Annotated in this window: 17 protein-coding genes; 9 read left to right on the forward strand and 8 right to left on the reverse strand. The window is 44.8% G+C overall.

Going from position 1 to position 12410, the window contains the following annotated elements; translation table 11 throughout:
- Positions 1 to 45: 45 nt before the first annotated feature.
- The 8 genes from AB6E54_RS18115 to mlaF all read right to left on the reverse strand — a co-directional run bounded on the left by AB6E54_RS18115 (position 46) and on the right by mlaF (position 5525).
- Positions 46 to 771: a 1-acylglycerol-3-phosphate O-acyltransferase gene (locus AB6E54_RS18115; RefSeq protein ID WP_017058926.1), complete on the reverse strand. Its 726-nt coding sequence runs from the start codon at positions 769 to 771 to the stop codon at positions 46 to 48.
- 152 nt (positions 772 to 923) lie between these two features.
- Positions 924 to 2189, reverse strand: a complete 1266-nt coding sequence (murA, locus tag AB6E54_RS18120) for a UDP-N-acetylglucosamine 1-carboxyvinyltransferase (protein ID WP_017058925.1) — start codon at positions 2187 to 2189, stop codon at positions 924 to 926.
- An 8-nt stretch (positions 2190 to 2197) separates the two neighbouring features.
- The gene (gene ibaG / locus AB6E54_RS18125) at positions 2198 to 2452 is read right to left on the reverse strand and encodes a BolA family iron metabolism protein IbaG (protein ID WP_017058924.1); all 255 of its coding nucleotides are present in this window, start codon (positions 2450 to 2452) and stop codon (positions 2198 to 2200) included.
- Positions 2453 to 2465: 13 nt separating this feature from the next.
- Entirely contained in the window at positions 2466 to 2774 is a 309-nt protein-coding gene (locus AB6E54_RS18130) for a lipid asymmetry maintenance protein MlaB (RefSeq protein ID WP_017058923.1), read from the reverse strand.
- Positions 2774 to 3403, reverse strand: a complete 630-nt coding sequence (locus AB6E54_RS18135) for a phospholipid-binding protein MlaC (protein ID WP_120459707.1) — start codon at positions 3401 to 3403, stop codon at positions 2774 to 2776. Before AB6E54_RS18135 ends, AB6E54_RS18130 begins: the two co-directional genes overlap by 1 nt.
- Before the next feature lie 52 nt (positions 3404 to 3455).
- Entirely contained in the window at positions 3456 to 3947 is a 492-nt protein-coding gene (gene mlaD, locus AB6E54_RS18140; RefSeq protein WP_017058921.1) for an outer membrane lipid asymmetry maintenance protein MlaD, read from the reverse strand.
- A gap of 2 nt (positions 3948 to 3949) precedes the next feature.
- The gene (gene mlaE, locus AB6E54_RS18145) at positions 3950 to 4729 is read right to left on the reverse strand and encodes a lipid asymmetry maintenance ABC transporter permease subunit MlaE (RefSeq protein ID WP_017058920.1); all 780 of its coding nucleotides are present in this window, start codon (positions 4727 to 4729) and stop codon (positions 3950 to 3952) included.
- A 1-nt stretch (position 4730) separates the two neighbouring features.
- Positions 4731 to 5525 (reverse strand): phospholipid ABC transporter ATP-binding protein MlaF, encoded by a 795-nt coding sequence (gene mlaF, locus AB6E54_RS18150; protein WP_017058919.1) that lies wholly within the window; start codon positions 5523 to 5525, stop codon positions 4731 to 4733.
- Between the two features lie 264 nt (positions 5526 to 5789).
- Between mlaF and AB6E54_RS18155 the strand changes: the two genes are divergently transcribed.
- From AB6E54_RS18155 to ptsN, 9 genes are all read left to right on the forward strand, one after another.
- Positions 5790 to 6755 carry a calcium/sodium antiporter gene (locus AB6E54_RS18155; RefSeq protein ID WP_017063737.1) on the forward strand — a complete coding sequence of 322 codons (966 nt, stop codon included), beginning with the start codon at positions 5790 to 5792 and terminating at the stop codon, positions 6753 to 6755.
- A 34-nt stretch (positions 6756 to 6789) separates the two neighbouring features.
- On the forward strand, positions 6790 to 7761 hold the full coding sequence (gene kdsD, locus AB6E54_RS18160; protein ID WP_017058917.1) for an arabinose-5-phosphate isomerase KdsD: 972 nt from the start codon (positions 6790 to 6792) through the stop codon (positions 7759 to 7761).
- The gene (kdsC, locus tag AB6E54_RS18165; RefSeq protein ID WP_017058916.1) at positions 7761 to 8318 is read left to right on the forward strand and encodes a 3-deoxy-manno-octulosonate-8-phosphatase KdsC; all 558 of its coding nucleotides are present in this window, start codon (positions 7761 to 7763) and stop codon (positions 8316 to 8318) included. The genes kdsD and kdsC overlap by 1 nt, the downstream gene beginning before the upstream one ends.
- Complete coding sequence (gene lptC / locus AB6E54_RS18170; RefSeq protein ID WP_004735306.1) at positions 8315 to 8878, forward strand: LPS export ABC transporter periplasmic protein LptC; 564 nt, start codon at positions 8315 to 8317, stop codon at positions 8876 to 8878. The genes kdsC and lptC overlap by 4 nt, the downstream gene beginning before the upstream one ends.
- A complete protein-coding gene (gene lptA / locus AB6E54_RS18175) occupies positions 8859 to 9353 on the forward strand; it encodes a lipopolysaccharide transport periplasmic protein LptA (RefSeq protein ID WP_017058914.1) in 495 nt (164 codons plus the stop codon). The genes lptC and lptA overlap by 20 nt, the downstream gene beginning before the upstream one ends.
- A 2-nt stretch (positions 9354 to 9355) precedes the next feature.
- Complete coding sequence (gene lptB, locus AB6E54_RS18180; protein WP_004735304.1) at positions 9356 to 10081, forward strand: LPS export ABC transporter ATP-binding protein; 726 nt, start codon at positions 9356 to 9358, stop codon at positions 10079 to 10081.
- Positions 10082 to 10135: 54 nt separating this feature from the next.
- The gene (locus tag AB6E54_RS18185; protein ID WP_017058913.1) at positions 10136 to 11596 is read left to right on the forward strand and encodes an RNA polymerase factor sigma-54; all 1461 of its coding nucleotides are present in this window, start codon (positions 10136 to 10138) and stop codon (positions 11594 to 11596) included.
- A 62-nt stretch (positions 11597 to 11658) separates the two neighbouring features.
- Positions 11659 to 11946: a ribosome hibernation promoting factor gene (gene hpf, locus AB6E54_RS18190; RefSeq protein WP_372106826.1), complete on the forward strand. Its 288-nt coding sequence runs from the start codon at positions 11659 to 11661 to the stop codon at positions 11944 to 11946.
- 1 nt (position 11947) lies between these two features.
- Positions 11948 to 12409, forward strand: a complete 462-nt coding sequence (gene ptsN / locus AB6E54_RS18195) for a PTS IIA-like nitrogen regulatory protein PtsN (RefSeq protein WP_004738707.1) — start codon at positions 11948 to 11950, stop codon at positions 12407 to 12409.
- The last annotated feature ends 1 nt before the right edge of the window (position 12410 follow it).

Here is a 12410-nt window from a genome sequence, read left to right on the forward strand (position 1 = left end):
CCCCGTTGGCAACCTTTTTTATTGTTCATCGTTTCGCTTAGATAATTACTTTTTATTAAGCTCAACCACTTCTTTGTCTAACTCTTCAAGTTTCGCAGCCATCTGCTCACGAGCTAGGTTAGCCAGTTCACGAACATTAGACTTGTCGTAGCCTTCAGTGCTGATTGGTGGCAGCATTTCAACAATCACGTGACCATTGTTCCAACGGTTTAGCTTCACGCCACCTGTTGAGCTACACACGATAGGGATGATAGGCAAGCCAGCACCAATCGCAGCATGGAATGCACCTGTTTTGAATGGCAGCAGACCACGGCCACGAGAACGAGTGCCTTCAGGGAACATCCAAACTGAAACATCGCTCTCTTTTAGACTCGTCACGACCTGATCAATCGTACCTACCGCTTTGCTACGGTTAGCACGGTCAATTAGGATGTTACCCGTCAACCAGTAAAGCTGACCAAATAGAGGCATCCACACTAGGCTTTTCTTACCAACAGTTACCACTTTTGGCGTTACCGCTGATGAAATCGTGAATAGATCCCAGCTGTTTTGGTGGTTCGCCACATAAACATGTTGGCCGCGAGAGTAGGCATCTTCTGGGATGCGAAGCTCTAACTTCATGCCGAAGATCTTCGACATGCGACCGAAATAACGGCCAAAGGTAAATACGTGTTTCGGGTTGCGTGGACTTAATAGGCAGTAACCACAACCAAATACAAACATAAGAATCGCAAATATCGCCACTGCGAAAATACGTAATATTGCTATCATTTTGTTCCTCACCGACCGCCAAGTTGATTCATCTATTCGCGCAAAAATGAGCAATAGATTTACTCGCGGTAAATACAACTATAAAAAAGCCGAAACCAAGGTTCCGACTTTTATGTTTTCATCTTACTGATTCATGAATCCACTAACCTAGGTTAGTTCGACTCACTAAATCGTGTAATGTTTGCGCCTAAGGCTGACAATTTATCTTCAATCTTATCGTAGCCACGATCGATGTGATAAATACGGTCAACGATGGTTTCACCTTGAGCAATACAGCCAGCAATAACAAGGCTCGCAGATGCGCGAAGGTCCGTTGCCATTACTTGAGCTCCGCTCAGTTTTTCCGTTTCACCACAGATAGCCGTGTTACCTTCGATTTCCGCTTTTGCACCCATTCGCTGTAACTCAGGAATGTGCATAAAACGGTTTTCAAAGATAGTCTCAGTGATAACACCACTGCCCTTCGCCATCATGTTAAGCAGAGTAAACTGTGCTTGCATGTCGGTTGGGAAACCAGGGTGAGGTGCCGTTACGATTTTCACCGCTTTCAGTTCACGACCCGTCATATCAAGACTGATCCAGTCTTCGCCCGTTTCAACCTTCGCACCCGCTTCTTCAAGCTTCGCTAAGGCAGCTTCAAGAAGATGAGCGTTGGTGTTGCGACAAACCACTTTACCGCCAGAAACAGCAGCAGCAACCAGAAAAGTACCTGTTTCAATACGGTCAGCAACCACAGAGTGTTGGCCACCACCAAGACGTTCAACGCCTTCGATAGTAATCGTATCTGTACCTGCGCCAGAAATTTTAGCACCCAGTTTGTTTAGGAAGTCAGCCGTATCAACAATCTCAGGCTCACGCGCTGAGTTATCGAGTACTGTTGTTCCTTCCGCTAGCGTTGCTGCACACATGATAGTAATGGTGGCACCCACACTTACTTTATCCATCACGATGTGCGCGCCTTTCAGACGGCCATCAACACTTGCTTTCACATAACCATCTTCCAACTTAATGGTCGCACCTAGTTGCTCTAGGCCGTGGATATGCAGATCAACAGGTCGAGCACCAATTGCACAACCGCCTGGAAGTGACACTTGGCCTTCACCAAAACGAGCGACTAGAGGACCTAAAGCCCAGATAGAAGCACGCATTGTTTTCACTAAATCGTAAGGCGCACAAAATTCATTAATTTCGCTGCCATCAACATGAACACTACCATTACGCGATACTTTTGCGCCTAAACGCTTAAGCAGTTCCATCGTAGTATCGATGTCACGTAGGTGAGGAACGTTACTTACTTCCACTGGCTCTTCAGCAAGAATTGAAGCAAATAAGATAGGTAGCGCTGCATTTTTTGCGCCTGAGATCGTCACTTCACCGCTTAGCGGCTTATCCGATCCAATAACTCGAAACTTTTCCATCATAAACCTTAAAGTGACATCAGTTTCTTATCACGTTCCCACTCTTCCGGCGTGAAAGCCTTAATAGAAAGAGCATGGATGTCATTGCGTTGAATGTATTCCATTAGTGGGCCGTAGATTAGTTGCTGCTTCTTAACTCGATTCATGCCGTCAAAACATGGATCAACCGCAACAACTTCGTAATGACTGCCTTCCCCTTTCACGAAAATTTCCTGAAGGTTCAGTGCTTCTGCTAATAATTCTTGTACTTTTGTGCTGTCCACAAATAGCTCCTGCCTAATTTTTTATGTGTTCTGCCATCATTGGCTGGATATTGCTCAATTGGAACAACGTTCGTAATTGTTCTGGCACGAAACTGAGCATTATATGACAGTTTTGATTTTTTGCATGCTCTAATAAGTGAATTAGCATCACCATTCCTGCTGAATCGACTCGATTTATATGGCTAAGGTCAATTTCAACGCTCGATTCCGTCGTTTGCCACTTTTCCAATATACGCCAGATTGCAGGGACACTGTCTCGGTCTAAATCACCGAACAGTTGATACTCTTTAGAGCTTAGTGCTTGCCATTGAGAATGGCTCATTATTTGTTACTCTCAAAACGAATCGGTTGTGCGGCTAATTTCTCTAGTTCGTCTGCAACTTGTAAGATGCCTTCTTGACGAATCTTAGTATTCCACTCCGATTGCTTGCTCGACAACAAGCTAATACCTTCGGCAACCATATCAAATGCTTTCCACTCGCCAGATTTCTTGTCTTTGCGAAGCTTAAATTCAAGCTTAATGTTTGGTCGCGGCGTATCGATGATGTCGACCTTGATACTGGTAATGCGGCTATCCGCTTTGATTTTTGGTTCTGGACCAAATTCAATCGTCTGATCTGTGTATTGAGTCAGCACTTGGGCATAAGAAGAAACAAGGTATTTACGGAATGAATCGATAAACACGCCCACGTCTTTTCTATCCGCGCCTTTCAAGTTTGGTCCAAGTAACTTAAGAGCTGCATATTGTGCATTCACATAAGGCATCAACTCTTCTTCCACGATGACCTTCAATAACTCTGGATCTTGGTGGATGTTGTCTTGTTCACTCTTCAAACGCTCAAATGCCACTTCGGCAACTTGAGTCATCATCTGGTAAGGCTGAGTACGGTCAATCGATTCTGCAGCAAAGGCTTGGGTAGAAATAAGCAACGCCATTGCCGCCATAAACATTGATTTCAAGTAACCAATAGCTTTTAAATAACTAATAGTTTTCAACATTATCTTATTCCTTAGCTTCGCTGTCATTAGAACCACCAACGCTATACAGCACTTGGCCAATCAAATCTTCTAGTACCAATGCTGACTTAGTGTCTTCAATTGAATCACCATCGACCAACATCTCTTCATCATCAAAAATGAAGCCTGGAACCAGACTAATGTACTGCTCACCAATTAAGCCAGATGTTAAAATTTGAGCACTAGAGGTATCTGGAAATTGTGAGTACTTCCCGTCAATAGACAGTTCAACGACAGGAAGGTAGCTCTCGGTATCAAGCTCAATGCTTTTAACTCGTCCAACAACGACGCCACCCACTTTCACTGGAGAACGAACTTTTAGGCTGCCAATGTTGTCAAAGGTCGCTTTTAGATTGTAAGTATGGTTCGAACCTATGCCTTTTACGTCAGCGACTTGAAAGATCATGATTAAGATTGCGCAAATTCCGGCAATAACAAAGGTGCCGACCCATAATTCTAATTTTCGAGTTTGTTGCATGATTAATTCCCAAACATCAATGCGGTAAGAACAAAATCTAGCCCTAGTACCGCTAGAGAAGAGTGCACTACAGTGCGTGTGGTTGCCTGACTGATACCTTCTGAAGTCGGTACTGCGTCATAACCATTGAAAAGTGCGATCCAAGTTACGGTGATAGCGAAGACCATGCATTTGATCATGCTGTTACCAATATCTCGGCCAAGTTCTACTGAAGACTGCATCGCAGACCAGAAACTGCCGTGATCAATGCCTTTCCAATCAACACCAACCAGTTGACCGCCCCAAATACCTACCGCCATAAAAATCATAGCAAGCAATGGCATTGAGATAAGCCCGGCCCAAAGACGTGGTGCAATAATGCGTTTAAGAGGGTCAACGGCCATCATCTCAAGGCTTGAGATCTGCTCTGTTGCCTTCATTAACCCAATCTCTGCCGTGAGTGCTGAACCGGCTCGACCTGCAAATAATAACGCAGTCACCACAGGCCCCAACTCACGCAACAGTGAAAGCGCGACCATTTGACCAAGGTTTCCCTCAGCGCCGTAGTCAATTAACACGACATAGCCCTGCAGGCTGAGCACCATGCCGATAAACAGACCCGAAACTAAAATAATAGCCAATGACTGAACGCCAACGCTATAAAGTTGTTTTACTAATAAGGGGAAGTTTTTTAGTCGCGGGATGCCAAACAAAGCCCCAAATAACATCAGGCTTGCTCGACCAAATGACTCACAGCTCGCAAGTGTACGCTTACCGACACCCGCAATAGTTTTAACAATCATATTAAAACAAATCCTTTTCTAAGCTCTTCGCAGGGAATCTAAATGGTACTGGACCATCGGCTTCGCCTTGCAAAAATTGCTGCACTCTCGGATCGCTATTGTTGTACAACTCATCAGGTGTTCCAGCGGCAATAATCTTGCTATCTGCCATGAGGTAAACCCAATCAGCAATACTCATCACCTCTGGCACATCGTGAGAAACAACAATCGAGGTTAAGCCCAAGGCTTGATTGAGATTTCGTATCAATTCAACCAATACGCCCATGGTGATGGGATCTTGGCCAACAAACGGCTCATCGTACATGATAAGTTCTGGATCCAGTGCGATTGCGCGCGCCAGTGCGGCACGCCTAGCCATTCCGCCAGACAACTCACTCGGCATCAATTGCGCAGCACCACGTAATCCTACCGCTTCAAGCTTAAGTAATACGATGGTACGAATGAATTTTTCATTAAGTTCAGTGTGCTCTCGCAGCGGAAACGCCACATTATCAAAGACATTGAGATCCGTAAAAAGCGCACCCGATTGGAATAGCATGCTCATTTTCTTACGTGCTTGATATAGCTTTCGACGTGATAATGCAGGGATATTGTCACCATCAAACCAAACTTCGCCTTCATCTGGCGGCAGTTGCCCACCGATCAAACGCAGTAAAGTCGTTTTGCCGATCCCAGACGGCCCCATGATGGCGGTTATCTTGCCTTGAGGCACCTCTAAACTGATGTCATCAAAGATAACGCGGTCACCGCGTGAGAAGCTGAGGTTCTTAACTTTCACAAGCTCAGTGTTCAACATATTTTTGTTGTTTCCTTGCTTTAAAAAACGCCAATTATGGCTGCAATAATAATGAGTCTACTTTAGAATTAAAAGCACTGTTCAATTAATTCATATTAAACAGGAATCTATGCAGGGATTTGAAAGCATTAGGAAATTATCTATTGATCTCTCTTTCTTGCCTGCTAACTGGTAATTAATTTGCCGAGTGACTTCCCTTTTATCTAGCAACAGGTCAAAATTAGCGGTTAATTCTCCGTTTTTATTAATTTTTTAGGAATCATCATGCTTGAAGCGATTGCGTTTCTTATTATCGGTCTAGGTTTTTTGGTGTGGAGTGCAGATAAGCTGGTTTACGGTGCCGCTGCTCTTGCTCGCAACTTCGGTATTTCACCACTAGTTATCGGTATGACGATCTTAGCAATGGGGTCTTCGGCTCCTGAAATGATGGTTTCTGCGACAGCAGCCCTTGATGGCAAAACAGATACAGCTGTAGGCAACGTACTGGGCTCTAACATCGCCAACATCGCGCTGATTTTAGGTATTACAGCCCTTATCAAGCCGTTATCGATTAGCTCAGGCGTGATTCGTCGTGAACTACCATTAATGATCGGTGTCACTCTGCTAGCGGGCGCCCTATTGTGGGATAACCATTTAGGCTTCTATGAAGGCGTGTTGTTGTTTGTTCTTTTTGCCGCGTTTTTGTTTGCTATGTTGCAAATCAGCCGCAGCGAGAAAAAGAACGGCGATGCTTTCCTTGATGAGCAAGAATCAGAGATCCCTGAAGGCGTAAGTAACCCTAAGGCTGCAATGTGGGTCGTGATTGGTCTAATCGTCCTACCTTTAGCTGCTGATATGCTGGTAGATAACGCTGTGATCATCGCGAAGTTCTTCGGCATGAGCGACCTTGTCATTGGTTTAACCATCATTGCTGTTGGTACTAGCCTTCCTGAACTTGCAGCATCACTAGCCGGCGTTATGAAGGGTGAAGATGATATGGCTGTAGGTAATATCATTGGTTCAAACGTATTCAACATCCTTGCTGTTATGGGTATCCCGGGCATCCTAAACCCTTCGATCTTGAGCGAGTTCGCTATGGGTCGTGACTTCTGGGTAATGCTAGGCGTATCGCTACTACTTGTTGTGATGGCACTAGGAAAATCTCGTAGTGTGAATCGTATTGAAGGCGGCGTGTTAATTGTGACGTTCGTGGCCTACCAAAGTTACCTATTAATGAACATGTCGGCTTAATTGTTGATTTAACTTCCCGTACTTGGAGTATTTGATGTCTCAGCCATTTGATTACCGCAGCGTTGCAAAACAAGTTTTGGAAACCGAAGTTGCAGGTCTCACTCAATTAGACCAATATTTTAATGATGATTTTTGTAAAGCTTGCGACCTTATCCTGAACAACAAAGGCAAAGTCGTTGTGATGGGCATGGGTAAATCAGGCCACATTGGCAACAAAATCGCAGCAACATTGGCAAGTACCGGGACATCGGCTTTCTTTGTTCACCCAGGCGAAGCGGCGCATGGCGACTTAGGCATGATCGAACCTGGTGATATTGTGATTGCAATATCCAACTCCGGCGAATCGGGAGAAATCCTCAGCCTATTTCCTGTGTTAAAGCGTCTGAGCATCAAGATCATCAGCATGACAGGCAAGCCAGCATCAAACATGGCAACCCTGTCTGATATCCATTTACAAATTTCAGTACCGGAAGAAGCTTGTCCGCTGGGCTTAGCACCAACAACAAGCACCACGGCGACTTTGGTCATGGGTGATGCATTAGCCGTTGCACTTTTGCAGGCTCGAGGCTTCACCGCTCAAGACTTTGCCCTGTCTCATCCTGGTGGCGCTTTAGGTCGTCAGTTGCTGTTGAAGCTCGACGACATCATGCACACAGGCGATTCACTTCCTGTTGTAGCACCCGACGCACTAGTAAGAGACGCTCTACTAGAGATATCTCAGAAAGGCTTAGGCATGACAGCAATCGTTGGTGAAGATGGCCAAATGGCCGGTATTTTTACCGATGGTGATTTACGCCGTATCTTAGACAAACGCGTTGATATCCATAACACGCAGATCGGTGATGTGATGACGCTAAACCCGACGGTAGCCGAGCCAAACATGCTCGCGGTTGAGGGCTTAAACTTGATGCAAGCGAAGAGCATCAATGGCCTGATGTTATGCCAAGAAGGTAAATTAGTCGGAGCGTTAAACATGCATGACTTACTGAAAGCAGGAGTAATGTAATGACACAGACAGTCGAAACTCTATACGGCACTGTTAATTCAGATGTATTTGCAATTGCAAAAGAGATCAAACTGCTGATTTGCGATGTCGATGGTGTCTTCTCTGATGGTCGCATCTACATGGGCAACAACGGTGAAGAGCTGAAAACCTTCCACACTCGTGACGGTTACGGTATCAAATCACTGATGAACGCAGGCATTGAAATCGCGATCATCACGGGTCGCAAATCTCAAATTGTTGAGAATCGTATGACCGCTCTAGGCATTAAGCTGATTTATCAAGGTCAAGACGATAAAGTTAAGGCATACCAAGATATTTGCGATAAGCTTTCTGTAAACCCTGAAAATACAGGTTACATCGGAGACGATCTGATTGACTGGCCTGTAATGGAAAAAGTTGGCTTGAAGGTCTGTGTGGCAGATGGGCACCCGCTACTTGCAAAGCGTGCAAACTACGTGACAACCATTAACGGTGGTCATGGCGCGGTACGTGAAGTCTGTGACCTTATTTTACAAGCAAGAAATGAACTCGACGTGCATAAAGGTTTAAGCATATGAGTTTTACTCGTATTATCTATTTAATACTCATATTTATTGCCTCTTGGTCGACCTATTACTTGTACGACAAAGAGCAAACATCAACGATACAAGTGGCTCCAAATTTGGAGCTGCCCGCGTTTAGTGGCAAAAGCCTGAACAACATTAGCTACGACGAAAGCGGTATTCGCAGCTATCAGGTTGAATCGACGTATTTAGAACACTACTCAGTAGTTGGCGATACGCACTTTCAAAACCCAGTTCTTTCGGTATTCCGTGAAGGGCACACGATTGAATGGCAAGTCACCGCTGATCGCGCGATTATGGATGAGAATCAAGTTGTCACGTTTTATGACAACGTCGTGGCAAAGAACCTGTTGCCAGAAGCCAGCTTCGATACAATGACCACAGATAAAATGGTTGTTGAGCTGCCTAGCCGAGATTTTTATTCAGAGACTCCGGTCCATATGATCGGTACATTTTTTGAAACTGAGGGACAAGCAATGAAAGGTAACTTCGGTACCAACAATGCAACCCTCTTTAATTCTGTTCAAGGTAGATATGAAACTCTTACACCTTAGTTTATTCGCTTTGACCCTTGCGGCACCTAATGTCTATGCTCTGTCTTCGGATAGTGAGCAACCTGTCTACATTGACTCAGACAGCCAGCAATTGGATATGAAAAGTAACCAAGTGACTTTCCTTGGTGATGTGAACCTTAAACAAGGCAGCATCAATATCAATGCCGATAAGGTTATTGTTACTCGTAACGCCGTAAACGGTGAGATTGAAGAAATTCAAGGCTTCGGTAAGCCAGCAACCTTCTCTCAGCTTACTGACGACGGTAAGACACTCTACGGTGAAGCTGACGACCTGCACTACCAGCTTGTTGCCGACCGACTGATCATGACTAAGAATGCGATGTTATCTCAAGATGGCAGCATCATTCGCGGTTCTAAGATCACTTACCAGATCGGTTCTCAGAAATTAGTCGCTGACAGTGGTGAAAACAAACGAGTGTCAACGGTTTTACAACCAACGGAAGTGAATAAGTAACGATGGCTGTTCTTAAAGCAAAAAACCTAGCGAAAACCTACAGTAAACGTAAGGTTGTTACCGATGTAAGCTTACAGGTAGAGTCAGGCCAGATCGTCGGTCTGCTTGGGCCTAACGGTGCAGGTAAAACCACATCTTTCTATATGATTGTTGGTTTGGTGGCGCGTGATGAAGGTACCATCAGCATTGATGACCGAGACATCAGTATCTTACCAATGCACAGCCGCTCTCGTCTTGGTATCGGTTACCTGCCTCAAGAAGCATCGATTTTCCGTAAGTTGTCCGTAGAGAACAACATCATGGCGGTTTTACAAACCCGTGATGAAATGACCAACGAACAACGCCAAGATAAGCTGGAAGACCTGCTAGAAGAGTTCCACATCCAACATATCCGCACCAGCAATGGTATGGCTCTGTCGGGTGGTGAGCGTCGTCGTGTAGAGATTGCTCGTGCACTAGCAGCAAACCCGCAGTTCATTCTATTGGATGAACCATTCGCCGGTGTTGACCCGATCTCAGTAATCGATATCAAAAAAATCATTGTTCACCTGCGTGATCGCGGCTTGGGCGTTTTGATTACCGACCACAACGTTCGTGAAACATTAGACGTGTGTGAAAAAGCTTACATCGTAAGCCAAGGACACCTGATCGCTGAGGGTACTCCTGAAGATGTTCTCAATAACGAACAAGTTAAACAAGTTTATCTAGGCGAACAATTCCGTCTATGATTATATAGAGAGTATCGAGAGTTCTAAGAATAATAACTAGGTAAGTCACACTGAATGAAACCCTCATTACAACTTAAGCTAGGCCAACAGTTAGCAATGACTCCTCAATTGCAGCAAGCGATTCGTTTGTTGCAATTGTCTACTTTAGATTTGCAGCAAGAGATTCAAGAAGCACTTGAATCTAACCCACTACTCGATGTCGAAGAAGGCAATGAAGATACGCCAACATCGGAAGAAAAACCTAGCAGTGACGAAAAAGAAACTGTTGAAGCCACAGAGCAAGACTTACCTGATAGCTCAGACTTAATCGAAAAATCAGAGATTGGCAACGAACTAGAAATCGACACAACTTGGGAAGACGTCTACAGCGCGAACACCGGTAACACGGGTATTGCGATTGATGACGACATGCCGGTTTATCAAGGCGAAACCACTCAAAGCCTGCACGATTACCTACTTTGGCAACTCGACTTAACGCCATTCACTGACACCGACCGAAGCATCGCTTTTGCATTAATCGATGCCATCGACGACTACGGCTACCTCACTGTAACTTGTGAAGACATCCTTGAAAACTTCGACAATGAAGAGATCGAGCTTGATGAAATTGAAGCGGTACGTAAACGAATTCAGCAGTTTGATCCGCTAGGTGTCGGTTCAGTCAACCTGCAAGATTGCTTGTTACTGCAACTGGCAACCTTTCCCCAAGATACGCCTTGGCTTAACGAAGCTAAGTTAGTACTTACTAGCCATATCGACCAACTCGGCAATCGCGATTACAAACTGGTTATCAAAGAGACCAAGTTGAAAGAAGCAGAACTACGTGAAGTTTTGCAACTGATTCAACAGCTGGACCCTCGTCCTGGCAGTAAGATTACTCCGGATGAAACTGAGTATGTGGTTCCAGATGTATCTGTCTTCAAAGACCTTGGCAAATGGTTAGTGACCATTAACCCTGATAGCGTGCCTAAGTTGAAAGTGAATCAGCAGTACGCTGATCTGGGCAGTAAAGGCAACAGCGCCGACAATCAATACATCCGCTCAAATTTGCAAGAAGCAAAGTGGTTAATTAAAAGCCTAGAGAGCCGAAATGAGACGCTACTCAAAGTTGCGCGATGCATTGTTGAACATCAGCGTGATTTCTTCGAACATGGCGAAGAAGCGATGAAGCCAATGGTTCTTAATGATGTTGCGTTAGCTGTTGATATGCACGAATCCACGATCTCTCGTGTGACGACTCAAAAATTCATGCATACGCCACGTGGCATCTTCGAGCTCAAATACTTTTTCTCAAGCCATGTCAGCACTGACAATGGCGGTGAATGTTCATCTACAGCAATTCGCGCACTCATCAAGAAGCTTGTCGCAGCGGAAAATACCGCGAAGCCTCTAAGTGATAGTAAGATTGCTGCTTTACTGGCTGACCAAGGAATTCAGGTAGCTAGACGTACCATAGCGAAATACCGTGAGTCTCTGGGCATTGCCCCATCGAGTCAGCGTAAACGCCTGCTATAAGCTCATTTAGTCGCTAGTTACTTAGCAACTATGATCAGGCAACCAACTGAAAAGGAAAGTCTATGCAAATCAATATTCAAGGCCATCACGTTGATCTTACCGATTCAATGCAAGACTATGTTCACACCAAATTCGACAAACTTGAGCGCTTCTTTGATCATATCAATAGCGTTCAGGTTGTTTTAAAAGTTGAGAAAATCAATCAAATCGCAGAAGCTACCCTGCATATAAATCAGGGGGAAATCCATGCGACAGCAACAGATGAAAGCATGTATGCCGCGATTGATTCATTGGTTTATAAACTCGTCCGCCAACTCAACAAGCACAAAGAAAAGCTAAGTAGTCACTAACATGCAATTAAGCGAAGTACTTTCATTGGACTGCACCAAAAGTGCAGTCCAATGCACAAGCAAAAAAAGAGCCCTTGAGCTCATCAGCCAGATAGCAGCTGAGAGCTGCGGTCAAGATTCAACAGAGCTATTTGAGTGTATGTTGAGCCGTGAGAAGATGGGCAGTACCGGTATTGGTAATGGTATCGCGATTCCCCATGCTCGTATGAATGTCAGTGATAAAGCGATAGCTGTATTACTGCAATGCCAAGATCCTATCGAATTTGATGCGATTGATAATCGTCCTGTCGACCTACTATTTGCCCTGCTTGTTCCTAGCGAACAATGCAAAGAGCATCTAAAAACCCTTTCTTGTATGGCAGAACGACTAAACGACAAGCAGACTCTTAAACAGCTGCGTAATGCTCAGAGCGATCAAGAGCTTTACGACATCATGATTCAAGTGCCAACTTGCGAGCAATAAC

It is taken from the genome of Vibrio sp. 10N.247.311.49 (genome assembly GCF_041467655.1).
GTDB lineage: Bacteria > Pseudomonadota > Gammaproteobacteria > Enterobacterales > Vibrionaceae > Vibrio > Vibrio crassostreae_C.

Coding starts and splice junctions, on each gene's coding strand:
- mlaD (WP_017058921.1), bottom strand. CDS start 3,947: ATGCAACAAACTCGAAAATTAGAATTATGGGTCGGCACCTTTGTTATT.
- AB6E54_RS18115 (WP_017058926.1), bottom strand. CDS start 771: ATGATAGCAATATTACGTATTTTCGCAGTGGCGATATTTGCGATTCTT.
- murA (WP_017058925.1), bottom strand. CDS start 2,189: ATGGAAAAGTTTCGAGTTATTGGATCGGATAAGCCGCTAAGCGGTGAA.
- mlaF (WP_017058919.1), bottom strand. CDS start 5,525: ATGTTGAACACTGAGCTTGTGAAAGTTAAGAACCTCAGCTTCTCACGC.
- AB6E54_RS18135 (WP_120459707.1), bottom strand. CDS start 3,403: ATGTTTATGGCGGCAATGGCGTTGCTTATTTCTACCCAAGCCTTTGCT.
- AB6E54_RS18185 (WP_017058913.1), top strand. CDS start 10,136: ATGAAACCCTCATTACAACTTAAGCTAGGCCAACAGTTAGCAATGACT.
- hpf (WP_372106826.1), top strand. CDS start 11,659: ATGCAAATCAATATTCAAGGCCATCACGTTGATCTTACCGATTCAATG.
- lptC (WP_004735306.1), top strand. CDS start 8,315: ATGAGTTTTACTCGTATTATCTATTTAATACTCATATTTATTGCCTCT.
- lptA (WP_017058914.1), top strand. CDS start 8,859: ATGAAACTCTTACACCTTAGTTTATTCGCTTTGACCCTTGCGGCACCT.
- kdsC (WP_017058916.1), top strand. CDS start 7,761: ATGACACAGACAGTCGAAACTCTATACGGCACTGTTAATTCAGATGTA.
- ptsN (WP_004738707.1), top strand. CDS start 11,948: ATGCAATTAAGCGAAGTACTTTCATTGGACTGCACCAAAAGTGCAGTC.
- kdsD (WP_017058917.1), top strand. CDS start 6,790: ATGTCTCAGCCATTTGATTACCGCAGCGTTGCAAAACAAGTTTTGGAA.
- lptB (WP_004735304.1), top strand. CDS start 9,356: ATGGCTGTTCTTAAAGCAAAAAACCTAGCGAAAACCTACAGTAAACGT.
- AB6E54_RS18155 (WP_017063737.1), top strand. CDS start 5,790: ATGCTTGAAGCGATTGCGTTTCTTATTATCGGTCTAGGTTTTTTGGTG.
- AB6E54_RS18130 (WP_017058923.1), bottom strand. CDS start 2,774: ATGAGCCATTCTCAATGGCAAGCACTAAGCTCTAAAGAGTATCAACTG.
- mlaE (WP_017058920.1), bottom strand. CDS start 4,729: ATGATTGTTAAAACTATTGCGGGTGTCGGTAAGCGTACACTTGCGAGC.